The organism is Paenochrobactrum sp. BZR 201-1 (genome assembly GCF_044987585.2).
In the GTDB taxonomy this organism is placed as follows: Bacteria; Pseudomonadota; Alphaproteobacteria; order Rhizobiales; family Rhizobiaceae; genus Paenochrobactrum; species Paenochrobactrum pullorum.
Genome location: NZ_JBJDRZ020000029.1, coordinates 1 through 25,564 on the forward strand (window position 1 = coordinate 1; position 25,564 = coordinate 25,564).

21 protein-coding genes and 1 riboswitch are annotated in these 25,564 nt (G+C 45.9%); of the genes, 12 read left to right on the top strand and 9 right to left on the bottom strand.

Annotated features, from left to right (window positions below; all coding sequences use genetic code 11):
- Positions 1–287: 287 nt before the first annotated feature.
- Complete coding sequence (locus tag ACI0FR_RS14640) at positions 288–1,976, bottom strand: FMN-binding glutamate synthase family protein (protein WP_404909796.1); 1,689 nt, start codon at positions 1,974–1,976, stop codon at positions 288–290.
- Between the two features lie 265 nt (positions 1,977–2,241).
- Here ACI0FR_RS14640 and ACI0FR_RS14645 point away from each other — a divergent pair, with 265 nt between their 5' ends.
- From ACI0FR_RS14645 to ACI0FR_RS14675, 7 genes are all read left to right on the top strand, one after another.
- Positions 2,242–2,589 carry a hypothetical protein gene (locus tag ACI0FR_RS14645; RefSeq protein ID WP_374833776.1) on the top strand — a complete coding sequence of 116 codons (348 nt, stop codon included), beginning with the start codon at positions 2,242–2,244 and terminating at the stop codon, positions 2,587–2,589.
- Complete coding sequence (locus tag ACI0FR_RS14650) at positions 2,590–5,403, top strand: hybrid sensor histidine kinase/response regulator (RefSeq protein ID WP_404908189.1); 2,814 nt, start codon at positions 2,590–2,592, stop codon at positions 5,401–5,403.
- On the top strand, positions 5,400–6,320 hold the full coding sequence (locus tag ACI0FR_RS14655) for a diguanylate cyclase (RefSeq protein WP_404908192.1): 921 nt from the start codon (positions 5,400–5,402) through the stop codon (positions 6,318–6,320). The genes ACI0FR_RS14650 and ACI0FR_RS14655 overlap by 4 nt, the downstream gene beginning before the upstream one ends.
- Positions 6,321–6,787: 467 nt before the next feature.
- Positions 6,788–8,170, top strand: coding sequence for an aspartate ammonia-lyase (locus ACI0FR_RS14660; protein WP_404909797.1), 1,383 nt, complete (start codon positions 6,788–6,790; stop codon positions 8,168–8,170).
- A gap of 224 nt (positions 8,171–8,394) precedes the next feature.
- Positions 8,395–9,975: an AMP-binding protein gene (locus ACI0FR_RS14665; protein WP_404908198.1), complete on the top strand. Its 1,581-nt coding sequence runs from the start codon at positions 8,395–8,397 to the stop codon at positions 9,973–9,975.
- A 42-nt stretch (positions 9,976–10,017) separates the two neighbouring features.
- Positions 10,018–10,266, top strand: coding sequence for an acyl carrier protein (locus tag ACI0FR_RS14670; RefSeq protein WP_374833786.1), 249 nt, complete (start codon positions 10,018–10,020; stop codon positions 10,264–10,266).
- A gap of 34 nt (positions 10,267–10,300) precedes the next feature.
- The gene (locus ACI0FR_RS14675) at positions 10,301–11,149 is read left to right on the top strand and encodes a hypothetical protein (protein ID WP_404908201.1); all 849 of its coding nucleotides are present in this window, start codon (positions 10,301–10,303) and stop codon (positions 11,147–11,149) included.
- An 81-nt stretch (positions 11,150–11,230) separates the two neighbouring features.
- Here the strand turns inward: ACI0FR_RS14675 and ACI0FR_RS14680 are convergent, their stop codons facing one another.
- Complete coding sequence (locus ACI0FR_RS14680) at positions 11,231–13,444, bottom strand: TonB-dependent receptor domain-containing protein (RefSeq protein ID WP_404908204.1); 2,214 nt, start codon at positions 13,442–13,444, stop codon at positions 11,231–11,233.
- Positions 13,445–13,631: 187 nt separating this feature from the next.
- Between ACI0FR_RS14680 and ACI0FR_RS14685 the strand changes: the two genes are divergently transcribed.
- Entirely contained in the window at positions 13,632–14,147 is a 516-nt protein-coding gene (locus tag ACI0FR_RS14685; protein WP_404908207.1) for a LysR family transcriptional regulator, read from the top strand.
- Entirely contained in the window at positions 14,108–15,100 is a 993-nt protein-coding gene (locus ACI0FR_RS14690) for a glycosyl transferase family protein (RefSeq protein WP_404908302.1), read from the top strand. Before ACI0FR_RS14685 ends, ACI0FR_RS14690 begins: the two co-directional genes overlap by 40 nt.
- Before the next feature lie 38 nt (positions 15,101–15,138).
- On the opposite strand, the gene ACI0FR_RS14695 is transcribed toward ACI0FR_RS14690, so the two are convergent.
- The 3 genes from ACI0FR_RS14695 to choX all read right to left on the bottom strand — a co-directional run bounded on the left by ACI0FR_RS14695 (position 15,139) and on the right by choX (position 18,719).
- The gene (locus tag ACI0FR_RS14695; protein WP_404908210.1) at positions 15,139–16,032 is read right to left on the bottom strand and encodes a DMT family transporter; all 894 of its coding nucleotides are present in this window, start codon (positions 16,030–16,032) and stop codon (positions 15,139–15,141) included.
- 146 nt (positions 16,033–16,178) lie between these two features.
- Positions 16,179–17,687 carry a choline-sulfatase gene (gene betC, locus ACI0FR_RS14700; protein WP_404908212.1) on the bottom strand — a complete coding sequence of 503 codons (1,509 nt, stop codon included), beginning with the start codon at positions 17,685–17,687 and terminating at the stop codon, positions 16,179–16,181.
- Positions 17,688–17,774: 87 nt separating this feature from the next.
- Positions 17,775–18,719 (bottom strand): choline ABC transporter substrate-binding protein, encoded by a 945-nt coding sequence (gene choX / locus ACI0FR_RS14705; protein ID WP_404908215.1) that lies wholly within the window; start codon positions 18,717–18,719, stop codon positions 17,775–17,777.
- A gap of 143 nt (positions 18,720–18,862) precedes the next feature.
- Between choX and ACI0FR_RS14710 the strand changes: the two genes are divergently transcribed.
- The 3 genes from ACI0FR_RS14710 to ACI0FR_RS14720 all read left to right on the top strand — a co-directional run bounded on the left by ACI0FR_RS14710 (position 18,863) and on the right by ACI0FR_RS14720 (position 20,527).
- Positions 18,863–19,759 (top strand): LysR family transcriptional regulator, encoded by an 897-nt coding sequence (locus ACI0FR_RS14710; RefSeq protein WP_374833802.1) that lies wholly within the window; start codon positions 18,863–18,865, stop codon positions 19,757–19,759.
- A 173-nt stretch (positions 19,760–19,932) separates the two neighbouring features.
- Positions 19,933–20,136, top strand: coding sequence for a hypothetical protein (locus tag ACI0FR_RS14715; protein WP_374833804.1), 204 nt, complete (start codon positions 19,933–19,935; stop codon positions 20,134–20,136).
- 64 nt (positions 20,137–20,200) lie between these two features.
- Positions 20,201–20,527, top strand: coding sequence for a c-type cytochrome (locus ACI0FR_RS14720; RefSeq protein WP_404908219.1), 327 nt, complete (start codon positions 20,201–20,203; stop codon positions 20,525–20,527).
- A gap of 48 nt (positions 20,528–20,575) precedes the next feature.
- On the opposite strand, the gene ACI0FR_RS14725 is transcribed toward ACI0FR_RS14720, so the two are convergent.
- The 4 genes from ACI0FR_RS14725 to ACI0FR_RS14740 all read right to left on the bottom strand — a co-directional run bounded on the left by ACI0FR_RS14725 (position 20,576) and on the right by ACI0FR_RS14740 (position 25,128).
- Entirely contained in the window at positions 20,576–21,316 is a 741-nt protein-coding gene (locus tag ACI0FR_RS14725) for an ABC transporter ATP-binding protein (protein ID WP_374833882.1), read from the bottom strand.
- A gap of 29 nt (positions 21,317–21,345) precedes the next feature.
- Positions 21,346–22,347, bottom strand: coding sequence for a FecCD family ABC transporter permease (locus ACI0FR_RS14730; RefSeq protein ID WP_404908222.1), 1,002 nt, complete (start codon positions 22,345–22,347; stop codon positions 21,346–21,348).
- On the bottom strand, positions 22,340–23,119 hold the full coding sequence (locus ACI0FR_RS14735; protein ID WP_374833884.1) for an ABC transporter substrate-binding protein: 780 nt from the start codon (positions 23,117–23,119) through the stop codon (positions 22,340–22,342). The genes ACI0FR_RS14730 and ACI0FR_RS14735 overlap by 8 nt, the downstream gene beginning before the upstream one ends.
- A gap of 143 nt (positions 23,120–23,262) precedes the next feature.
- A complete protein-coding gene (locus ACI0FR_RS14740) occupies positions 23,263–25,128 on the bottom strand; it encodes a TonB-dependent receptor plug domain-containing protein (protein WP_404908225.1) in 1,866 nt (621 codons plus the stop codon).
- 153 nt (positions 25,129–25,281) lie between these two features.
- Positions 25,282–25,529: riboswitch (cobalamin riboswitch) on the bottom strand.
- Positions 25,530–25,564: the final 35 nt, after the last annotated feature.

Here is a 25,564-nt window from a genome sequence, read left to right on the forward strand (position 1 = left end):
GCCTTATAGGGCAACCAATCTAAAACTGTCAACGACAATTTTACAAAAATTACAATTTTCTTTTCAACAGGGAAAACTAACAAAATTAACCAAATCGAAACACAAATCCATAACCAATCAAGGAATCAGAGCTTTTAATCAGCTAATTTGTGCCTTCTGTATATAGAGTGTAAAAACACCTCTTCAAGGGCATCATGATCCGGTAAATTTGCGTTTGCAACACAAACAAAAGCCGCCCGCAAATTGCTTTACGGACGGCTCGGATAGTTTAACAGTATGAAAAAAGATTATCTCGCTGCTGCGACTCGCTTTTCAAATGGCCCATGGGGAATCGTTGGCGGTGCAAAACTTTCTGCGGAAGCACGCTCCCACCGGCTGTACCAATCGGATAATTCTTCAATTTCTTCCTCTTGAAGCAAGAAACCATCCGGTAAATATGGATAGACTTCATTGCCATCGAGGAATTTGTTGTCATTCTGTCGGAACATAAAGTGATAAGGCATGAAATCACGTGGATCCGTCAAACCCGCGGCACCGGCAATTTCACCCAATGCATGCATTGTATTACGATGGAAACGTGCGACTCGGTCACTTTTATCACCTACATCAATGGCGCGCTGGCGTAACGGGTCTTGTGTAGCGATTCCCACCGGACATTTATTGGTGTGACATGCCTGTGCCTGAATACAACCAATGGCAAACATGAAACCGCGCGCTGAGTTACACCAGTCAGCACCCAGCGCAAATGCACGAGCGATATCGAATGCGGTGATAATTTTACCGGCAGCGCCGATTTTAACCTGCTCGCGAATCCCCGCACCACGCAATGTATTATGTACGAAGGTCAAACCTTCCAACATCGGCATACCAACGCGGTTGGCAAACTCTACCGGAGCAGCACCAGTTCCGCCTTCTTTACCATCGACCACGATAAAGTCTGGAATAATACCGGTTTTGAGCATTGCCTTAACGATCGACATGAATTCACGACGATGACCGATGCAGAGTTTAAAGCCGACCGGCTTGCCGTTCGACAACTCGCGCAACTGTCCAATAAATTCCATCAGGCCAAGTGGTGTAGAGAATGTACTATGTGCAGGAGGCGAGATACAGTCCACACCAATCGGAATACCGCGCGCTTCAGCAATTTCTTCTGTTACCTTAGGGCCTGGCAGCATACCGCCGTGACCGGGTTTAGCACCCTGACTGAGTTTCAGCTCAATCATCTTAATCTGAGGATCTGCTGCAGTTTTAGCAAATTTCTCCGGTGAAAAACTACCATCATCATTGCGGCAACCAAAATAACCGGATGCAATTTGATAAATCAGATCACCACCGCCTTGTCGGTGATAGCGGCTGATCCCTCCCTCGCCCGTATCATGAGCGAATTTTCCCTTACGCGCACCAATATTCAGAGCAGAGATGGCATTAGCAGATAAAGCTCCAAAACTCATTGCTGAAATATTATAAAGACTGGAATCATACGGCTGGGTACATTGTGAACCGCCGATATGAACACGGAAATCTGTGTCTGCATTTTGAACCGGAGCGGTTGAGTGTGTCAGCCAGGCATAGCCGGAGCTATAGACATTTTCGATGGTGCCGAAAGGACGCTTGTCTTCTTCGCCTTTGGAGCGCTGATAAACCAGACCACGATCCTGACGGCTGAAAGGCACTTCGTCTTTATCACTCTCAATCATATATTGACGGATCTCGGGGCGGATACTCTCCAGAATATAACGCATATGTCCCAAGATAGGATAGTTGCGCAACACAGCGTGTTTTATCTGAATGACATCGTACAACCCAACGAGCGTCAATCCACCAAAAACAGGCAGGCCGATCCACCACCAATAACTGTGAAACACGCCGGCGATTAACAGCAGGAAAGTGAGTAACGCGACAGCAGCAAATACCGCGTAGCGCAGGTTCAAATACATAGGTTCCACCTTAGTCATTGCCCGTTTGACGGCCATCTATGAGACTGCTCTCATATTGTCAAATAGCATTTTGTTGTGTCCGAAGGTTAACGGTGATCGTTATGATGTGCAAATTAGACAAGGATTGGGCGAACAAATCGATTTAGATCCTATAATGAAAACAATCGGATGCAAAATCGCTTGATCTTAGCGTTGTCATTTAAAATATGTCTCTATAATATTTTTGCTAATGGCTGGTAAAATTTTACATTTTATGTGATGAACTCCCTAAAAATTCTGACCAATTATAAAAAGTCGTGCCATGTCTGAGAGCATTCATCCTCCTTTTCGTTTTCATGATCTAAAAGCTGCACTTTGTCTGATGCTCGTCGGAGCTATAGCTCTTCTGATCGCAATGCTCAGTCCTACAGGTGTTAATTATCAATATGGCGTGGTAATGCCGCTGTGGTCCGATACAGGTGAAACACTGGCCATGATCGGACGGGCAAATGGCGAGATTATTTCGATCAACGATAAAACAGGCATTGCGCTTGTTTATTCCGATGAAGATGATTTTGTCAGCAAAATTTATGAAGCCGGCGCATGGCTGGTTTTTGAACCCTTGGAACTTGGCGGCTGCATTAGTTTTGGCGAAAGTTACGGTGCTTAAATGAACGTTGAACTTGATAAATTACGCACAAAGTTCAGTGGATTTCTGGTCATTTTATTATGGCTCCATCTTCCGCTTTTATTTTTAACTGCTCATGCGCTGGATCAATCACCTTATGGTGCTCTACTTGCCGGTGCTGTGCTTGCCGGTGCTTATAACATATCATGGTATAAAAACGGCATTGCCGAAAGTACTCGTTATATTTCTGCTGTAGCCTTAATGGGCGAGCCGATCATTCTCCTTTATTTGTTGCGCGGCCATGAGTGGCAAATGGATGTACATATGTACTTCTTTGCCATGTTGGCGCTCACAATTGCCTGGTGCGACCGCCGCGTCATTATTCTCGCGGCAGTGACAGTCGTCATTCATCACTTATTGCTCAATTTTGTGCTGCCTTATCTGGTTTTTCCAAATGGCGCTAATTTCAACCGTGTCGTTTTACACGGTGTTATCGTGGCATTCCAATCCACAGTGCTGATCTGGTTTTGCAATATGTTGGTGGAGAGTTTCCATCATAACGAAATTATGCGCAATGAAATTGAAGCAAAAAACAAAGCGCTTGAAGAAAGATCGAAGGCGGCAGAAGCTGCCTATGAGGCTAAGGGGATTTTCCTCGCCAATATGAGCCATGAAATCCGCACGCCGATGAATGCGATACTTGGTTTCTGCCATTTGATCATGCGCACGGATTTGAATGAAAAACAGCGCGATTATATGTCGAAAATCAGCGGTGCCGGTTCATCATTGTTGCGCCTGATTAACGACATTCTTGATTTTTCCAAAAACGAAGCTGGCAAGCTCACTCTTGAACGTCGCTCTTTCAATCTGCGCAATGCCATCGACAACCAGATTTTTTTGGTTACCAATGAAGCCGACAAGAAAAGTGTCAAGTTAAAAACCCTGATTGCACCTGACGTCCCGACCAAGGTGATCGGCGATGAATTGCGCTTCAATCAAGTTTTGATGAATATTGTCAGCAATGCTATTAAATTCAGTGAAAACGGCAATGTGACGGTTGAAGTCAAGCTCAACCAGCCAGCTAATGAAAAAGTCAGCCTTGCCGTTTCTGTAACAGATACCGGCATCGGGCTAACCGAAGAACAGCAAAAAAACCTCTTCAGTTCCTTTGCGCAGGCTGACAGTTCCACCACGCGCCGCTTTGGCGGCACCGGATTGGGTCTCATAATCAGCAAGCAGATTGTTGAGCAGATGTCCGGTAAAATCGAGGTCAAAAGCGAACTCGGTCAAGGCAGTACATTTACATTTACGATCGTTTTCGATTCTGCCGAAAATGAAAAACGTGAAGTCACCGCGCTGCCCACCCATATTCAGGCATTGCGTGTATTGGTGGCTGACGACAATCCCGCTTCGCGTGAAATTCTGCAAAGCATTTTTGCATCATGGTCGATGAAGATTGATTTGGTCGCTTCCGGCGAAGAAGTTATTGGCGCTTTGCTCAATCATCAAAACAGTAATACGCCATATGATTTACTGCTGCTGGATTGGAAAATGCCGGGAATGGATGGCCTCAATACTTTGAAGGTCATGCATTCGAATACCCAAATCAACCAGTTCCCGCATGTCATTTTGATCAGTGCTTATGGCCGTGAACAATTCGAGCAGGAAGCAGAGCAATCGGGCGTTACCAGTTTCCTGACCAAGCCGATTGAAGAAACTTTGCTGCTGAGTACAATCTGCAATTTGTTTGCGGATGATAAGACTACGAATGACACTCAAACCCTGACCACACCAACCGTTTCAGCAAAATCACAAGGCAAGCAAATTTTGTTGGTGGAAGATAATGCCATCAATCAGGAAATTGCTGCTGAATTGTTGATGGATGCAGGTTTGAATGTCGATACAGCCGACAACGGATTGATTGCAGTTGAAATGGTCAAAGCCAATCCGGATAAGTATCAGGTCATTTTGATGGATGTGCAAATGCCGGTTATGGATGGCATTGAAGCGACCAAAACAATCCGGCAAACAATTGCATCGGATCGCCTGCCGATTATTGCTTTGACAGCGCATGCTTATGAAGAAGAGCGCAATAAATGTTTCAATGCCGGTATGAACGACCATGTATCCAAGCCAATTGATCCACAATTGCTGGTAAAAACGCTGGATAAATGGCTTCACGCTAATGTAGCCCCAACCGGACAGACAAGTGCAGCACCTGCCACAGTTGCAAGAACAGAAGAAAACCTGCCGGATGAATTAAGCCCTTTTGACATCAAAGCGGCTCTTGTACGTGTTAATGGAAAGCGTAGTTTGTTGCGCAAACTCATCATCAATTTCGCTGATAGTTTTGAGAATGTCGTCAAGGAATTGAAAGACAAACAACTGGCAAATGATATGGAACCAGCACGCCGTCAGGCCCACACGCTGAAAGGTGTTGCCGCCTCGCTTGAACTTGCGCAGGTCTCTAAAGCAGCCCACCAGTTGGAACTCGCCTATGCGGCGCAAGATCTCAGCAATATCGAAACATTATTGTCCAATCTGGAAACCTTTATTTTACCAGCACTTACAGCGGCTCGAAGTTTACAGCCATCACAACAGCAAAATTCAATTGTCAAAATAACGGGTCTCAATTTTGACGATTGCATGAACGACACATCAGTTCTGCGTGAACTGCTCGTCAAGCGCAGCCTCAGAGCACGAAGTCAATTTGAAGAGTTGGCAAAAAAACTCAACACAGCCACCACAGATATGCCGCTTCTGTCTGTAAAACAGGCAATCGACAAACTAGATTACGATCAGGCTCTGAAGGTGCTCGATCAATTATTATCTGCGCAGACGGACAAGTCATTATGAATAATCGCGCTGTCATCCTGATTGTGGATGATGAAGTCACCAATATTGAAATTATGAATGCGGTGTTGGAAGACACCTATGAAATTTGCTTTGCTACGTCCGGCGAGCAAGCACTTGAGGTTGCGCGCAATGTTTTGCCCGATCTCATTCTGCTTGATGTCATGATGCCGGGCATTGATGGCTATGATGTATGCGAGCGCATCAAATCTGAGCGCCTGCTGGCAGATGTTCCGGTCATTTTCACGACCGGTCTTACCGATGAAGATGCCGAGGTTCGAGGCCTCTCACTTGGTGCAATTGACTATATTACCAAACCAATCCAGCCGGTGGTGTTGCGTGCACGTGTTGCCAATCATGTGGAACTCAAACGGCTTCGTGATCAACTGGCACAAATGGCTGTCACCGATGCATTAACAGGTTTGAGCAATCGCCGCCATTTAGAAGAAACAATCAAAACAGAAATTACCACATTGGCACAAACCGAAGACTTATTATCAGTGATTTTACTTGATATTGATTTCTTCAAATCATTCAACGATACATACGGCCATCCCGAAGGTGATCGTTGTTTGACCATGGTTGCATCCGCCCTCAGTCGGGCGTTTCATTTATCCAATAATACGGTCGCGCGTTATGGCGGTGAAGAATTCGCCTGCATATTACCAAGCACTGATTTTTCAACAGCCATGAAAGTGGCGCATGATATCCGCAATCAAGTTCAGGCGCTCAACATTCCCCATTCAGGTTCATCTGTCAGCCCATTTTTGACCGTCAGCTTGGGGGTTGCTACAGCTATAGCTCAAATCGGTATGACATCATCCGACTGGATTACACAGGCCGACCAACAACTTTATTTAAGTAAAGCCGGTGGTCGGGATATGATTTCCGGAACTATTTTTGGTCAAGAAAACTCTTAAATTTATTCTTCAAACTTTATTACTTTGAAAAAGTCGCGTCTGATTCACGCGGTTTTTTCTTTAACAAATTTAAAATCATGAAAAAAAACAAAGAAAATTTGAATATATTAGAATTCTATTAAAATATATTTTTTCAACTAAAACTTGTATTTTACGCTTTTTAAGCAACAAACTAAGCTTTTATTATAAATTCCATGCATTTTGTTACCTGATTTGTTCTCAAACAATTGCATTTTGGATGACATGACGTTATTCCCATCTTCTGATTAAATGCAAACTGCAATCAAGGCCAACGACAGCACAAACGGGAGTTCCTCCTCAACGCTATAAGTGCGTATTCGCACATTTGCCTTCATGCTCAACAGGATTAATCACTCAAAGGCACGCATTAGCATGCGTTCTATCGCTTACATACGATTGAAACGGATACAAGAATGGCTCAAGAACTGAATTCCCCTGCGCTAAATATGAGAACAGAGCACGACATGCTCGGTGAAATGGATATTCCGCTACACTTACGCTATGGGATTCAGACGGTTCGAGCGTTGGAGAATTTTCCAATTTCCGGTGTAAGTATTGGCCAGTTTCCAAGCCTCGTTAAAGCTTTTGGTATCGTCAAAAAAGCAGCCGCTGCCGGCAACTACGCTGAAGGCAGCCTGAGCAAGCAGCAATTTGATGCTATTTGCCTTGCCTGCGATGATGTTATCAGTGGTGCGTTGAATGATGATTTCGTTGTCGATGTTTTCCAGGGCGGTGCCGGTACATCCACAAATATGAATGCCAATGAAGTGATTGCCAACCGCGCTTTGGAACACCTTGGCAAGCCGCACGGCGCTTATGATGTTATCCATCCCAACGAAGACATCAACCGGTCCCAGTCCACCAATGATATGTATCCGACTTCCGTGAAGCTCGCGATTATTTTCAGCAGTCAGGATTTGCTGGATGCACTGGATATTCTGATCGCATCATTCGAGAAAAAAGCAGCTGAATTCAAAGACCATGTCAAACTTGGTAGAACCCAGCTTCAAGACGCTGTTCCGATGACTTTGGGTCAGGAATTCAACGCATTTGCGACCATTTTCAAAGATGATATTATCCGCCTGAAAGACGCTGTGCAGCAGCTGACTGAGGTTAATCTTGGTGGTACGGCAATCGGCACATGCATCAATGCATCACAAATTTATATTGATGCAGCATTTAAAAACTTGTGCACATTTAGCGGCCTTGAAATGACGCCTGCTAAAGACATGCTGGCAGCCAGTTGGGATATGGGGGCTTTCATCTCTTATTCCAGCGCCTTAAAGCGCATTGCATCCAAGCTTTCCAAAGTCAGCAATGATTTGCGTTTGATGTCCAGCGGCCCACGTGGCGGCATTGGCGAGATCAAATTACCGGCTCAGCAGCCGGGCTCATCCATCATGCCGGGTAAAGTCAATCCGGTTATTCCGGAATCTGTCAATCAGGTCTGTTTCCAGGTTATCGGTCATGATGTGGCTGTCACCATGGCCGCAGAAGCCGGCCAATATCAGCTCAATGCTTTTGAGCCGTTGATTGCTTATAATATTCTGACCTCGATCCAGCTGCTTTCAAACGCATCGCGTAACTTGGTCGAAAAATGTATTAATGGCATTGAGGCTAATGTAGATGCGTGCCGCACAATGGCTGAGACCTGCACCACATTGGCAACGGCGCTTGTGCCGGTCATGGGCTATGATGCAGCAATCCGCATTGCAAAATCAGCGCTTGATGATGGCGTGAGTGTGAAGGAAGCAGCTATTGCCGAGGGCCTTGATCCGGCATTGGCGGCTGAATTGCTTGAACCTATGCGTATGACCAATGCAAGGTAATGTTTCCAGTTCTGTAAACTGAACTATTCTTTCTATGCCATTGTCTTCAAAATTTAGAGGACAATGGCATTTTTTATGCAATAAGCGCGTTATTATTATAAATAAGACGCGTCTATTCGCGATAAAAGTCAAGAATACAGTGGTTCAAGATAATCTTGTTGGAAATAAGCGTCATTCGTTTTAAAGATCACATATCGAATATTTTTTTACGCATGCGCTCATCCATGCAGACTACCATTTCAAGATCGCGACGGAATATGCCGGAAAATTATAACATCACACTCAATTTTCTTGATAACGCCAATAAGCAAGCTGATGATTTATTCTATTCGGACCGCTCGGCACAGCTCACCTATGGCGCCATGCAAAAGCTGGTTATTGAACTGGCAAGCTTTATTACTGCACGTAAACGGCCTAAAAAAATCGGCATTTTAGCGACCAAAAGCCCGCAAGCTTACATGGGTATTTTAGCGGCTGGCTATGTCGGCGCGACCTATATTCCGCTTAATCTGAAATGGCCGGAGCAACGCATTGTTCAACTTTTGGAAGCTCTTCAACTTGATGCTTTGATCGTCGACAAACAGGGTTTGGGCTTGCTTACGACAGATGTTTTAAAAGCCGCGCCCGATCTGGTTGTTTGCACTGATAAGCAAAACCTGCAAGCTGCATACAACAAACAACTGATTGTAGAATTTTCCGATATCAGCGCCGAAACTCTGATTGAGCCAGCACAGGTCGATGCAAAAGATCTGGCCTATATTCTCTTTACCTCCGGCACCACAGGCTTGCCAAAAGGGGTGATGATTTCTGCAGGTTCGCTCAAGAGCTATCTGGATGAAAGCCGGTCATGGACAAATCTGACACCGCAAGACCGATTGGCTGAAACCTGCGATGTTACATTTGATCTGAGCGTCCATAATTTATTCTTATGCGTTGATGCCGGTGCATCACTGCATATTTTCTCATCATTGGAAATGCTCGCACCAAGCCGCTTTATTCGCGAGCGTTCGATAACTGTCTGGATGTCTGTGCCAACGCTTGCCGCAATGATGCGCAAAAGCGGAGCGCTCAAAGCCGACAGCCTGCCTAGCCTGCGTCTTTCCATCTTTTGTGGCGAGCCACTGCCTGTCGCAACAGTTGAAGCATGGGTACAAGCAGCCCCTAACGGGGTGATCGAAAATATTTACGGCCCCACCGAAGGCACTGTTATTTGTTTGCGTCAGAGAGTGGATGCAAAACCTGCTATCACCAAGGGACGCGATATTATCGCAATCGGTACACCTTATAAAACCATGCAGGTTGAAATTTTTGATGAAAACCAGCAAACCCTTGATCTAGGACAAGCGGGAGAGATCGCATTAAGCGGCCCGCAGCTTGCTGAAGGGTATTTCGATTATGCCAATACCAATCAGAATGATCGTTTTCGGGAAATCAATGGGCAGCGATGGTATTTGACCGGCGATCTGGGCATGAAAGATGAAAACGGCATTTTTCATCATCTCGGTCGTACAGACAATCAGATCAAACTGAAAGGTAACCGCGTCGAACTCGAAGAAGTCGAGGCGCATTTGAGAAAAGCTGCCCAAAGTGAGATGGTGGCTGTTGTTGCTTGGCCGATTGTTGAAAATTCAGCGCAAGGTTTGGTCGCTTTCTGCACAAGCGCTTTAACGACTGATGCCATCAAAACAGCTCTTCTAAGCAGTTTGCCGCGCTACATGGTGCCGGAGACCATTCATATCTGCGATATATTGCCCGTCAATATCAATGGTAAAATTGACCGCAAACAGCTTCTAGAGCAAATCTAACACACATCCAAAATCATTCAAAAATAAATGAGTAATATATCGATGTCCGCTTCAGAATTTCAACAGATCAAAACCTATATCCTCGGTGTTCTTGCAACTTATAATATTCATGATGTTGCTGATGATCAGCCACTTTTTTCATCCGGCATGATGGATTCACTCGCAGCCGTGCAGATTTTAACCCAGCTGGAAACAGATTTTAACATTGATCTGGCTGACGAAGATTTTGATATCAATCACATCGACAGCCTCACGGCGTTGGAAAATTTTCTGTCTAAACGCCAAAATTAAGACGATAGTTTTTAACCGGTTCAAAGCTTGAAATATGAAACTGCGCGCAATAGAAATAGATGAACTCGATCAAGCGGCAACCTTGCTGCATGAAGGATTCAGCAAGCGTTCCAAAGTCAAATGGCTGGCCGATTTGCGTGATATGCACAGACACGCAGAAGAACTGGGTTATAAAAATATTGGCTTCATCGCCTCCAACAAAGAAACTGATCTCGGAATTTGTCTGGCCGTACCGTTAATACGTTCGATTTATGAAGCCGAACCTGTAAAAGCCATCAATATAGCCGCTTTTTATATGAAGCCGGAATTCAAATGGATGGCGGCACTTTTTTTGCGTCGTATCATGACGGAAAATGATGTGGATTATGTTGATGTGACGGCTTCCTCATCAATGAGAAAAGTCAATGCGCATTTGGGCTTTACGACATCCGCGACAGGATTGCTTGTCGTGCCGCTTATCGCAACGGCATTCCGTCCGTTTAAACGTGCCAAAATCCGCCGCTATAACCCCAAGAAATCAAGGTTATTTGCAGATAATACAAGCAAAATTCTTCAGGATCATATTGCGCTTGGCTGTCGTGTTTTGACCATTGAGCAAGATGGTCAAATACATCCGGTTATTTTAAGTCCTAAAAAGCGTGGCAGCCTTCCAAGTGCACGTGTGATATTGACCAAAGATCGCCAATTGATTGAAAATTCAATCGGATCACTTGCACGTTATTTATTGATACGCGGTTTCTTTTTTCTGGAAATGGATGTTTTTTCCAAACCAGATTTATGGGAAAGCTCGCTCAGAAAAAGATCTGCCCCTGTCCAGTCGACCCGTATTTCATCAACAGAAGCAATTGATCATACCTATACCGAACTGGTCTTTGTTCGCTAAATATGAGTTGAAGATTTTCAAACAAAAAACTCCCCCGACTTAGCTGCCGGGGGAGTTTTTTGTTTGAATGCTATATTTTTATCAGAATTTAGATGTCATGCTGACCCAGAGACGGCGCCCGTCAAGGGTTGTATTGAAATCATCAACACCCACTTTTTTATCAAACATGTTATAAACAGCTGCATTAAAGGTCAGGTGTTCGTTGAATTCATAAGTGGTACCAATATCGAAGGTCATGTAGGAATCATATTTGCGCGCGATGACATTACCTTTTTCATCATAAGCAGCAGGTTTACCATTACCTCCGATACGGCTACCCGCATTGATTTCTGAGCCATGATAGTTTGCCACTGTCCATGCAGACAAACCTTCGACAGGTGTTGTCCAGTCAGCGCGGATATTACCCATATGCTCCGGTGTACGCGTCAAAGGCAATCCATCAAAAATGCCGCCCTTCTGGCGTGAATGCGTATAAGTATAGTTTGCACGCAAACGGATATCATCGGTTACTTCCCATTGTGCAGTCAGTTCAACACCCTGCATGACTGCATTATCGATATTGAAGCTTTTCCACAGTACATAGTTTTGGTTTTCACTCCAGCGAACCGGATTTCCGTTGCTATCCAAAACCTGCGTATTGGAAATTTTATCTTTAAAATCAGTGTAAAAATAAGTGGCACCCAGCTGCAGTCCGTCCTGATTGTCCCACAAAGCCGCAAACTCATAGCTTGTACTTTTTTCAGCTTTCAGACTGCCATCACCGATGATGACACCACAAGGGTTTTTACCTTCAGGCAGACTTGCCTCAGGCCCATAGTAACAACCTGCACCACCTGTTGTATAAGCGTAACCAGGCGCAATGGTGCGAATTTCAGGTGCTTTAAACCCTGTAGAGATGCCGCCCTTTAAAGTCAGCTGCTCTGTTGCATGCCAAACCGCATAGGCACGAGGGCTCAAATGTGAACCATAAACCTCATGGTCATCCATGCGTAAGCCACCGGTCAGCGAGAAATCCGGTGTAATCCACCACTCATCTTCCGCAAACAATGCCCATTGCTGAATGCTAAATTTCTCGTCGAGACCTGTTCTGCGTCCGGGATTTTGGTCGATCAAACGAGAATCAATAAACTGACCGCCTGTTACGAGCGTATGTTGGCCATAAAATTCGAATGGGGTTGTAAATTTACCGTCCAAGACCGAGTTACGCACTTCCGGTGACCGTAAATCTTCTTCATAGGCCCCATTTGGTGTGTTTTGGCTGTAAGCGGTGCGTTTTGCCCATTCTTGAGAGAATGAAAAATCAGAGGTTGTCGGACCCCAACGGCCTGTGTGACTGATCATCCAATGGTCACGGTCATTGTCATTGTAGTTGTTCTTGCTTCTGCCGTCATCAGCCATTGATTTGCCAATTTGCCCTTCACGGCGCAGACGTGAAACACCACCTTTAATGATAATGTCATGATCTTCGTTAGGCGTGATGGTCAGCTTACCGCTCAGATCGCCATCACGCTGTTCTTTGGTACCACCAACTATCTTGTCTTCATTGCGTTTCATGCCGCGCCCCCAAACCTGCAGGCCGACAACATCCTTCACAAGCGGACCATTGGCATAAAATGAAATCTGACCGCTATTGCCATGATCAGATTTTTGTAAAGTGCCATCAACAGTGACTTCACCGTGCCACTCATCATCAACTTTTTTGGTAATGATGTTAATAACACCACCCATAGCATCCGAACCGTAAAGCGAAGACATCGGGCCGCGCACAACTTCGATGCGTTCAATCGCAGAAGCAGGCGGCATATAACTTTGTTCAAAGCCCGAATTACCATTCGTGCGCGCTTCGCGTGTGCTCTGGCGCTTGCCATCCACCAAAATAAGTGTGTAGGCACCGGGCAAACCACGGATAAAGATATCCTCTTCATTGGCAACACCGGTAACGCTCACTCCCTGTACACCTGCCAAGGCATCGGTCAGGTTACGGAAAACACCTTTTTTCAACTCTTCCTGCGGAACGACCGTAATACTGGCAGGAGCATCTTTCACATTTTGCTCGAAGCCCGTTGCCGTTACCACGATCTGATTCAGCAAAATACCGCTACCGCTTTCAAGCGATTGCGCAATTTCTTCTTCTGTAAGTGCAGGTTTCTTTTTCGCTGTCTGGGCATTTGCGGTGACAGTCAGAGACAATAAAGTACCCGCCAAAATTGTACCGCATGCAAGTCGCGATAAATGGCGTAATTTTATCGGATTTAACAATTGCGAAACAGACAAGGCTTCAGTTTTATGTCCCATTCTGGTCATTTCCATTGCTCTCTATTATAAATATGAGTTATTAACTCCTATTAATTAAGGAAGATCAAGGAGGTCAATTGCCATGATTCAAACTTATTTCAACATCAGCTTTTTGCAATTTAATAAAAAGTAGATTGCTCCCCTCCTTCTCTTCTAAATATTATATATTTTATAAGGACTTAGTGCTTTGCCTGAAGATAAAAATACCAGTAATCTGCCATCATCCCGCCTCGGGCAATTACGTTTACTGGTGGCTCTCGACACATTACTTGTTGAGGGGAGTGTCCAAAATGCCGCAGTTGAAATGGGTTTGAGCGCACCTGCAATGAGCCGTTTACTCAATCAAATCCGCGAAGCATTTGGCGATCCTATTTTTATCCGTTCCGGACGCCGCATGTTACCAACACCAAAAGCCGAAGCCTTACGGTTACGTTTGCGTGCTCTTAGCGCCGAGGCGGATGATCTGTTGAAACCATTACCCGACGATCAGCGCCAACACGCGCACAATGATTGGCAATCCACAGCCCTTATGTCAGCACCACCACTCTCGCTTCGAAAGCCTTTCTGGACGGTCAGCCAACGCCACAGCAACTGGCAACCCAACTTGAAAACCTTACTCAACACAATGATCCGGCCATTCGGTTTTCGCGCTTTCTTGGCATTATCGGTCGGGGCAGCGGCAATAGCCGTCCTTTATCCATAGAGGAAGCAGATGAAGCTTTCTCTTTAATATTAGAGGGACGTGTTGACCCTCTCCAACTTGGTAGTTTTTTAAGCCTGATCCATTATCGCGGCACATCTGCACAAGAACTCGCAGGCATGATTTATGCAACCCGCCGGTTTTATGACCTCGACAACCCGAACATCCAACGCGCTGATCTGGACTGGCCTGCATATCTTTCACCCAATTCACAGCGTGCACCCTGGTTTATGCAGGCTGCGAAATTATTAGCGCAGGCAGGCTATAAGATCGCGTTGCATGGAAATAACGGCACAGGTGCCAATAGCGGAAAAATTGAAAAAGCCGCTAGAGCCCTCGATATTCCGATCGCATGCAATGTGATGCAAGCAAGCCAGAACTTAGCGGCCAACAACATTGTCTATCTGCCGCTACCGGCCTTTGCTCCGCATCTTGGTGCTTTAAACGCGCTTTATCCGCTGTTTGCAGCACGCTCTCCTGTCGGCGACTGCGTCCATTTAATCAACCCCTTGCAGGCACATGCAAGCCTGTTGGGTGTCTCACGCCCAGCCTATCGTGAATTGCACCGCGATACGATCAATCTGATGATTGAGCAGCAAAAAAATGCAACGCTTTATACCAATTCATTGAAACAACTTAATATATTGAGCGGCAATCGGGATGTGGCTGAGTTTTTCCCATTCCGTGACACAACAATCTTAAATCTGACAGAACGCAAAAGCGCCGACATTTTTATTCAAGCACTGAAAGAACCGGAAGCGCATCCCCGTATTGCCATGGATTCATTTGAATATTGGTATGCAATATGGCAAGGCACGGCCATTGATAAAAGATTAGAAACGGTTATTACCGCAACAGCAACACTTGGTTTGATGACATTACAACCAAGTGAGCCTTTCGAGACCTGTCACCTGTTTACAAAGAAGCTTTGGCAAAACAGACATAATAAGCCATGAGATATGATACATAGTAATGCATCACAAACCGTATAGAACTAACGATAGACTATCAAAGCCAGTCCGATCACAACAAATGCTGCACCTAACCACGCTCCGGCGGCAGGACGCTCGCCCGTGCGCAACCATAAAAGTGGTAAAATAATCACCGGTGTTGTTGCTGAAATAGTCGAGACAATTCCGGTTTTCCCGCCTGATAAAGCATATAGAAGCAGCGTCATTCCCAATGCTAAAGATAAGAACCCCGATAGTGCCGTCATTGCCAATATCGGCAGTGTAGGTTTGTTACGGGGTTTAACCGAAGCAATCGGTAATTGGGTCAATACACTTAAACAAGCCGCAGCCACCCCTACACGCATCATTGAGCCGACAAATGGATCAATACCTGTTTCCATCACCGGCCGGACAACAATAGAACCAATGGCTTGGCCAAGAGCTGACAACATACCAAGTAAAACGCCCACCCATAATGTGCCTTTGACTATTTCCCACGGGTGATTTTGATTGCGCCGTTTACCAAAGAAAATTGCAAGGCAGACACCGCCAACAGTAATTGCAATTCCCAATACGGCACGGGCGGTCAAAACCTCTCCCAAAACCAGCCAGCCCAGCAAAGCAGCAATGGGCGCATTCATGGCAAAAAGAATGCCGGAACGTCTGGGTCCCAAACGATTTAAGGTTAGAAATAGCGCGGTATCGCCCAAAAAAATACCAATGAACCCGGAAAGGATCAAAGGACCAATATTGGAACCGCTTAGTTGCTGCCACGCTCCTGTTGTCATGACATAAAGAGCAAGCAGGCAGGTTACAAAAATCTGGCGATAAAGATTATATGTCAGTGCGCCAAGATGTCCGGCAGGGCCGGCAGAAATTAATCCTGTCAATGCCCAGCAAAAAGCGGATCCTAGAGCCGCAAGTTCGTAAACCGGCATATTGGGCCCCTCGGACTTATTCGCCACTTGATTTTGTTATGAAAGCTTTCTCAAAAAAGCTCATAAAACAGAGACGGATCAAAATCAATCGACCATGTGTTTACGCCAAAGGTTTAAATTCTGACGTAAACATATCGCTTGAAAAATCAGCGTGGAAAACGTTGATTTTCTTCAAGAACATTCAAATCCATATGATTGCGCATATAGCGTTCTGATGCCTTTTGCAGCGGTTGATAATCCCACGGATAATAAGCCCCGTTACGAAGTGCCGGATAAACTACATGGCGCCGTGCCTGACTGGCACGCACCTGCGCATCATAAAGCTCAAGATTCCATCGCTGATCAGCCAATTCCGTCAAGTTTTGAAGCACTTCCCGATACTCGGCTGAACCGGCCAGATTGTTCAATTCGTCCGGGTCATTCTTCAAATTAAATAATTGTGGCGGATCAGCGCGGCAAAGGTTCAATTTCCAATCACCGTCACGCAACGAAACCATTGGTGCAATCGTGCCTTCCGCCGCATATTCCATCGGAACGATACCGCGTGCGCCATTACCATTAGCAACATCCACCAGGGACATGCCATCCGTCCAAGGCATAATGCCATGAAGATCAATACCAGCAAGATCAGAAAGTGTTGGCAACACATCCAATGTCGAGACGGGTTGGTCTACCAATCCTGCCTTTAACTGCGGCGCAGCTATCAATAGCGGAACACGTGCCGAGCCTTCAAAAAAGTTCATTTTGAACCAAAGGCCGCGTTCACCAAGCATATCGCCATGATCGGAAGTAAACACGATCAAGGTGTTTTCGCTCATCCCGCAGCGCTCAAGCACATCCAGCAAACCACCGATCTTCTCATCCACGTAAGAAATATTGGCAAAATAGGCCTGACGTGCGGTTCTGATTTGTTCAACGGTCAAAGCATAATCTTCTGCCTTGCAGGCACGCAACAAACGTTCGCTATGGGGATCAATATCCTCTGCTTTTAAAGGCGCAATTTTCGGATCAAGCTGAGGAATATCAGCATAAAGATCATAAAAACGTTTACGCGCGACATAAGGGTCATGCGGATGGGTAAAACTTACCGTGAGACACCAAGGCCGTTCATCATGCCCGCGCGCAAGATCATAAAGTTTGGCTTCAGCCTGATAAGCCACTTCGTCATCATATTCCAGCTGATTGGTGATCTCTGCAGTACCGGCACCGGTGATCGAACCCAGATTGTGATACCACCAATCAATACGCTCACCAGGTTTGCGATAATCAGGCGTCCAGCCAAAATCTGCCGGATAAATATCGGTGGTCAGACGTCGTTCGAAACCATGCAATTGATCTGGCCCAACAAAATGCATTTTCCCCGATAAAGCGGTTTGATAGCCTGCGTTACGCAAATGATGCGCATAGGTCGGGATTTCGGAAGAAAATTCCGCAGCATTATCATAAACACCAGTTCGCGACGGCAATTGTCCCGACATGAATGATGCGCGCGCAGGCGCACAAAGTGGGCTTGGGGTATAACAATTAGCAAATCGTACCGAACGCTCAGCAAGCTTGCGCAGATGAGGGACATGCAGAAAATCTGCCGGACCATCCGGAAAGAAAGTTCCGTTCAGCTGATCGGCCATCAAAATGAGAATGTTCGGCTTTGTCATTAGATTAAACCATCAAAAATAAGAAATTATCATGCAAAACGGCGGGCATCTGAAATGCCCGCCTGCTCACAAAATCTATAACACAGATTAAAGGCCGAGTTTAGCTTTAACAGCTGTTATGCCCGTTTCCCCTTTATATGTGGTAACACCCTCAAGCCATTTATCCAGCTTGTCCGGATTGGCTTTCAACAATGTTTTAGCAGCAGCTTTGCCTTCCGTGCCATCATTGAGAATTTTATCCATCAGCTCATTTTCCATATCAACTGTAAAAACCAGTTGCTTGAAAAACTTCGCGGCATTCGGGCATTGTTCCGCCCAACCGGTACGGGACAACGTGTAAACTTCGGCACCACCATAATTGGGGCCAAAATAATCATCGCCACCAGAAAGATACTCAATATTGAGCTTGGTATTCATCGGATGCGGAGCCCAAGCCAGAAATGCGACCCATTGTTTGTTTTTATTTTTGCGCTCTACTTGCGCCAGCATGGCTTGTTCGCTTGATTCAACAAGCTTCCAGCCATCAAGTTTAAGATTTTTATCGGCAAGAATCTTTTCAATATTCTGATTTGCAGGTGCCCCCGGTTCAATCCCGTAAATTTCTTTACCGAATTTATCGGCATGCGCACTCAGATCAGCTAAATCTTTAATGCCTTCCTGGGCAACATAATCAGGAACCGCCAATGTAAATTTGGCCCCTTCCAGATTTTTCACCAATATCTCCGCCGCTTTTGCACTATCAAGATCGTCGCGGAATTTTTGCTGTGCCGGCATCCAATTGCCGAGAAACACATCAATATTGCCGGTTTTCAAGGCTTCATATCCAATGGGCACCGACATGGTTTTAATATCGGCCTTATAACCAAGGCCGTCAAGCAGAACGGCAGCCACAGAATTCGTTGATGTTATATCAGTCCAGCCCGGATCAGATAAGCGGATTGTTTGACATGCCTCAGGATCTGCCGCAAGAGCAATACCTGTTAGCCCCGTCAATCCGGCTAGTGCCAATGCTGTCAATTTAAGATAGCGCATAAATATTTCCCCTGTCCGGCTCCACTTTAAAAACGCATGCAAAATCAAATTTCGTTATGACTTGCATTCTTGCTTTTAAAGAAAACATCTTTAACGATAGGGGAAAAGACATTGATTTTTTATCGCAGATATAAAGGTTACTTATGGCTTCTCCATCTTGGGATCTCGGCAGCTTAAGCGTTTTCGAAGCTGTCGGACGCTTGGAAAATTTAACCTTGGCAGCGCGTGAACTCGGTATGACGCAACCTGCGGTGAGTTATCAAATTAAACGCCTTGAAGATCGTTTAGGTGTTGCTCTTTTTGCAAGACGCGCCCGTGGCGTAGAAATGTTACCGGAAGGAGACATTCTTTATACAGCCGTTCGTCAGGGATTGAGCGGTATTGATGAAGCCTTGCAACAAATTAAACGCCGCCAACGCAGCCCCGGTCTCAGAATTGCAACAGATTATGGCTTTGCCGCATTTTGGCTTATGCCACGAGTGGCAAAATTTCGCCCGAAACATCCAAATGTCGACGTACGCATTATGGCATCTTCCATGCTGCAGCAAAATATATACAAAGAGGCTGATATAGCGATTTTATTTGGCGGACGCGAAGATTTTCCCGCCAATGCCATCCGTTTCATTGGTGAAGCGGTAACACCGGTGTGCTCACCGGCTTTTTTACGAAAATTTGGGCCATTTTCTAATGGAAAAGGTTTGAATTCTGCACCTCTCCTGCATCTGGACACATTACAAGGCGCTCGCTGGTACACTTGGGAAAGCTGGCTTGACGAGGTCAATTTAGAAATTGATGATCACAATTCAGGTCTGGTTTTCAATACTTATAATCTGGTGCTGGAAGCGGCCATTGCCGATCAAGGCATCGCGCTTGGCTGGGCAGGGCTCACCGAGGAGGCACTCAAGCGCGGACAACTTATTCCAGCCTGTGATGTAACTTTGACAAGCAATAAAGGTTACTGGTTGATCACCAACCCTGATATTTCAGATATAGCCGAAAAACTATGTTCCGAACTTCTGACGATTGAGCCGGATCAATAAATCAATCGGCTCGAACAGGATACACCTTTTCCAGCAGGCTTTAAGCACCAACAAAGCCAATTCAGCTCGCTCGACAGGTTTCAATTCAAAAGAATGTTTTATATTGATTGCTTCTGGTTCATATTTTTGCTGTATCTGCAATAAATTGTAAGCGGTTCAATCGGAAAACTACCATGTCAACTAAATTATCGGCTCTTGAGGCTGCTTCAAAATATCTTTCGCCTGATGACAAAGCAGAATATTTAAAGATCAAACGGACAATGGAGGCAGCTGGTGCCCCACGCTCCAAAATCGAAGAGCGACTGCACAACTTCATCTGGGAAATCATTGAAAGCGATGATGACGACTATGAAGATGATGAAAACATAGAGGAATAATATTAGACTATCTAAAATGTGCTGATAAACACCTTGTTAATTAAAAGCTTTTACAACAATAGCCATGATTAAAGCATTTGTTACATCATCTGTTATTTTTTCCGTCATCGCCATCGGTAACTTAGCCCATGCCAATGAGCTGATTGAGTATGGGAAAAAAATCGTTGAAGTAAACTGCTCCGGCTGTCATGCAATCGGCACAGATGACAAAAGCACCCATAAAGATGCACCACCATTCCGCACTCTTTCCAAGCGCTACCCGATTGACGCGTTAGCGGAAGCTTTTGCTGAAGGCATTTATGCCGGTCATCCCGATATGCCGGAATTTGAAGCATCACCTGAACAAATTGATGCAATTCTGGCCTATATGAGCAGCATTCAGGAAAAATGATGAAAATGGCGCGTGCATTATAAATGCCCGCTCCTGTTCCCGCTCCTGTTAATGCGCAATAACGGTTTCCGGCTGAATATAAATGCGCTCATTTTTGAAAATGATATCTGCCTCTATTTTATAGACATTGCGCAAATTTTCAGCTGTCAAAACGGCTTTTGGTGTGCCGTCTGCAATAATTCTGCCCTTCTCCAACATAATCAATCGTGTGCAACGATGTGCTGATAATGACAAATCATGCAATGAAGCAATCACCGTTTTTCCCGCTTGTGCCAGCTCTGCAAAACATTGCATCAGACTCAACTGATGCGCCGGATCAAGGCCGGAAACCGGCTCATCCGCCAAAATCAAGGGCGAACCTTGCGCCAATAAACGCGCAATCAAAACGCGGGCTTTTTCGCCGCCGGACAATTCCTGCACGGATTTTTTGGCAAATTTAGTTACATCCATCTGCGCCATAGCCTCTGCAATAACTTGATGATCATCAGGGCTGAGCGACGCAAAAGCGGAACGCTGCATATGCCGGCCAAGACCGACAATTGTTTCTACCGAAACCGGCCATGCGACATCGCGTTCCTGCGGCAAATATGAAAGCCATTTTGCACGCTCATTATGCGCCATTTTAACAGTTAACGCACCGTCAATCACGACCTCACCACTATAAGAGATGAAGTTCATTATCGAACGTAAAAGCGTGGTTTTACCTGCACCATTGGGACCGATCAAACCGATGAACTCACCTGCATTTGCTTCAAAGCTGATCTGGCGTAAAATGTCTTCGCCATGCATCGAGACGGATAAATCGCGTACATTGAGACTCACAGCATTTTCCTTCTGTAGCGCAAAACCAGCCAAAGGAAGAACGGCGCACCGACCAAAGCCGTCAACACCCCTAATTTCAAATCACGCGATGGTGCAATAATACGCACTGCAATATCAGCCATCAGCAGTACCGCTGCACCACCAAGCGCACTGACCGGCAACAGGCGCGACGGTTGCGCGCCGACAAGCGGACGCAAAATATGCGGTACGATCAAACCAACGAAACCAATTGCGCCGGAAATTGCCGTTGCAGCACCCACTGCCGCCGCAGTGCCGGTAATCGCAAGAATTTGCACACGCTTTAAATTAACGCCCATACTGACAGCTGTTTCTGTGCCCAATGTCAACGCGTCCAATGCCCGCCCCAATGAGAGCAGCATTATGGCACCGACAAGAATAAATGGTGCCGCCAGCATCACATGCAACATGGAGCGATCTGCCAATGATCCAAGCAACCAGAAAACAATTTCCATTGCCGCATAAGGATTAGGTGACAAATTAAGCGCCAGCGATGTCATGGCAGCCGCGAGTGAAGACAAAGCAACACCCGCCAGAATAACTGTTAATGTCCCGCCATGAAGGCCTGCCAATGTTTGCACTATCAAAACAGACGCAAAGGCACCAACCAATGCCAATAATGGAAGCGCCAACGGAAAAAGTGCTGAAAGTCCGGTATAAATTGCAATCACCGCGCCAAGAGAAGCGGAAGCACTGACACCCAGCAAACCCGGCTCGGCTAGCGGATTGCGCAGATAGCCTTGCAAAACAGCACCCGACAGCCCCAACGCACCACCAACCAATAGACCCAAAATGGCACGCGGCAGACGAATTTCACGCATGACCAGCACAACCGCATCACCTTGTCCGGTTACCAGCGCATGAAGACTGTCATAAGCGCCCAATGCTGCAGGGCCGATCAGCAAGGACAGCATAAAAAGCAAGGCGACCAGCATGGTCAGCCCTGCGCATAACCAATGATAGCGCCTTGTTTCACTCATGTGCAATATCCGATAAAATTTTCACCGCTTCCACCGTAAAAGGGCCGCCGCACACGGTCAGATTATCCGGTAATGTCACGGAAACCGCTTGCTTTTTAATGGCCTGCAAAGCTGGATGTTCATAATTTTGATAGGCAAGCGCTGCGCCGTCATAACGCTCTCCCATCAACAAATAATCAGGCTTGTGCATCACCAATAATTCAAGCGGCATCTGCCCATATCCGTTAAGTGATAACTTGTCCGCCAGATTGGTAAATCCGGCATGGCGCACAACCGTGTCCATCAAACTGCCACGCCCTGAGGTATAATTATTGGCATAGTATAGCGCGATTGTCCGTGTGCGTTTTTTCAACTCTATTTCAGCCAAACCCTGATCTATTTCTGCAATCAAAGCCTCGGCTCTTGTCTGTTGTTCCAGCAACTCGCCAACACGTCTGATATTAGCGCGGATATCATCAAAAGTAGATGCAGGACGAAACTCTTCCACCTGAAAGCCCAAACGTCGCAACAAATCAACCGTCGCTCGCGCCGTAAAACTGCCAGCCAAAACCAGATCCGGTTTTTGTAAAAAAATCTCTTCTGCCCGCCCGTGATTAAGCGGATATGTCATGGCTTTATCTGCCAGATATGACGTTTTATGATCGAGTGACAAATAAGAAACAGAGGTCAGTTGATCTTTATCTGCCAGCAGCATCGCCAACTGATCAGTGCAAACATTGATAGACGCGACTTTAGGCGCTGCCTGTGAAGGGGCAACATTGCCAAGCAGCATCCCAAAAAACACACCAAGCAGTGCTACGCTTTTGCAAATGCCATGACCGGCACAGGATGCGCTGGTCAGATAGCCAATATATGAAAGTACAATGCGCAAATTACGATGTCTTTCTGCACTTTTCATTAAAACTCAGAACCGAATTAGAACGAACGGCTATAGCCCAAGCTCATAGTTCTGCCCGGCATACGGAAACCGACCGCCGTCTCATATTCTTTATCAAAGATATTCTCGACAGAGAACTTAATCTGTGACTGCGGATCAAAAGCATAAAATGCTACAAAATCCGCGGTGATATAGCTATCAAGTTTTTTCTTATTCGCCTCATCCGCATAACGGGAAGAGCCATAAAGAACGCGCGCTGTTAAATCCAATTTTTCATCTGGATGATAGCTAATCTCACCGCTTGCTTTAAACCGGTCGGCATTAATCAAATAACGACCACTAGAGCCACCACTTTTATTAAGAGGCTCCCGCAAATCAACGCTCGCTTTGAAAGCCCAGACATCATTAAATTGATGCTGCACGGCCGCTTCTACACCACGGATGCGAGCCTTTTCTACATTTTTTGGTGTCATGCCAACCCAAATAATCTGATCCTCAATATCATTTTGATAAAGAGCGATATCAAAATGCGTTTGCTGAGCCATCTGCCAGTTGAAACCAACTTCAAAAGAGCCGGACGTTTCAGGTTTCAGGTCAGGATTACCATAAGAAGGGTAATAAAGATCATTAAAGGTCGGCACACGGAAACCTGTGGCATAAGAAGTGCGCAAGACGAAGTCCTGCACAACTTCATAACTGGCTCCTATATTATAAGTGACCTTATTCCCAAATTGCTGATTGTGATCATAGCGCAGCCCCGCATCAATAAGAATATCTGCATAATCAATCGAATATTGAGCAAACAAAGCGCTTAAATCGCGACTGGACTTTTCATACTCAACATCGCCGACTTTCTCACGATAAAATTCACCACCAACGACAATGATCTGCTGGGTTTTATCCGTGTTAAACGCCTTCTGTGTTGAAGCAAAAATGCCGTAACGCTGGGTTTTAAATGTATCGCCTTTTTTGGAAGCACGAAATTGTCTCGATTGATCTAAAGAACTGGTCACTTCGATGGTTGAAAACCAATCATCGCTATGATCAATTCGCGCGCCAAAGCGACCGGAAAAATTATGCGTGTCAGCACTATCAAATGCTGTATTGCTTGTACCATCATAATGGTTGCGGCCGCGGGTATAAAGCCCGTCCATATAGACCCGCCCCCATTCGACATCCTTGGCCAATGAAAGGTTTAAGCTGCCTTGCAGAAAACCATCGCGATCATTCTCTATCGGAGATGTCGTGAAATCATAACCTTGCGTACCCAGAATGCTGGCACCCAGACCATATTCAATACCGTTTGTCGATTTGCCGGAAATATTACCGGAAGCAAAACCGCCCCACGGATGGGTCACGCCTGTCGTCCATGAGCCGCAATAGGCCTTGCCATTTTCGCAAGCGCCACCCTGCTTGGTAATAATATTAATAATTCCACCCATCGCATCCGCACCATATTGTGCCGAATGCCCGCCTTTGGCGATTTCAATCCGCGCAATGGATGACAGCGGAATGCTGGACAGGTTGGGTGTACCGGATGTTGCCGATCCCATACGCACGCCATTAACAAGTACAAGTGTCTGACTTGATGAAAAGCCACGCAATGAAACACCAGCCGTTGCACCCTGCCCGCCATTCGCGGTCATTGTCACACCGGTATAGGTTTTCAACAATGATTGCAGATCAGCTGCGGCAGATTGTTCGATCTCTTTTTCGCCAATCACTGTCACCGACGAAGTGGAACGCTCCAACGCGCTGGCACGGCGCAATGGTGTGGTGACCGTAATAGTTTTCAGTACAATTTCATTGTTTTCGCTTCCAATGCTTTGTGCTTGTGCAGCAAATGAAAACAACACCAATGCTCCGGTAGCGACACCGCCGAGCAAAACAATTTTTCTAAACATTCACGCTCCCCAACAAGGTTTGCAACAGGCCATTAATGACCATTAAATAACCAAACCGCTTGTCGGGAAATGAAACATCATCCGGACGCACGGCAACATTTGTTCAATGTCACCGCCACGGACGACCGCGCATGGACACACCCCGTATCCGTGCATGGGTGACCGAAAAAGGCAGGTCTCCTGACTTCCGGGTCTTCGCTTCTCTTTCACCTTCCCAATGATTAAAAACCATCAGTGGTTTGAAATGCTTGGCTATCTGCATTTCTCGAAAAATCACTCACCGGTTACAGTTGCGGGGGCAGTCACGGAATAAGACTTAAAATCGCAAGATTTAAAAGGTCGGCACCATGTTCCCTTTTCATCTGCTCATCACAAGCAGAACCTCTTCCACTATCGGACGTAGCAAGCATCGCCAACAAAGACAACTCTTATAATT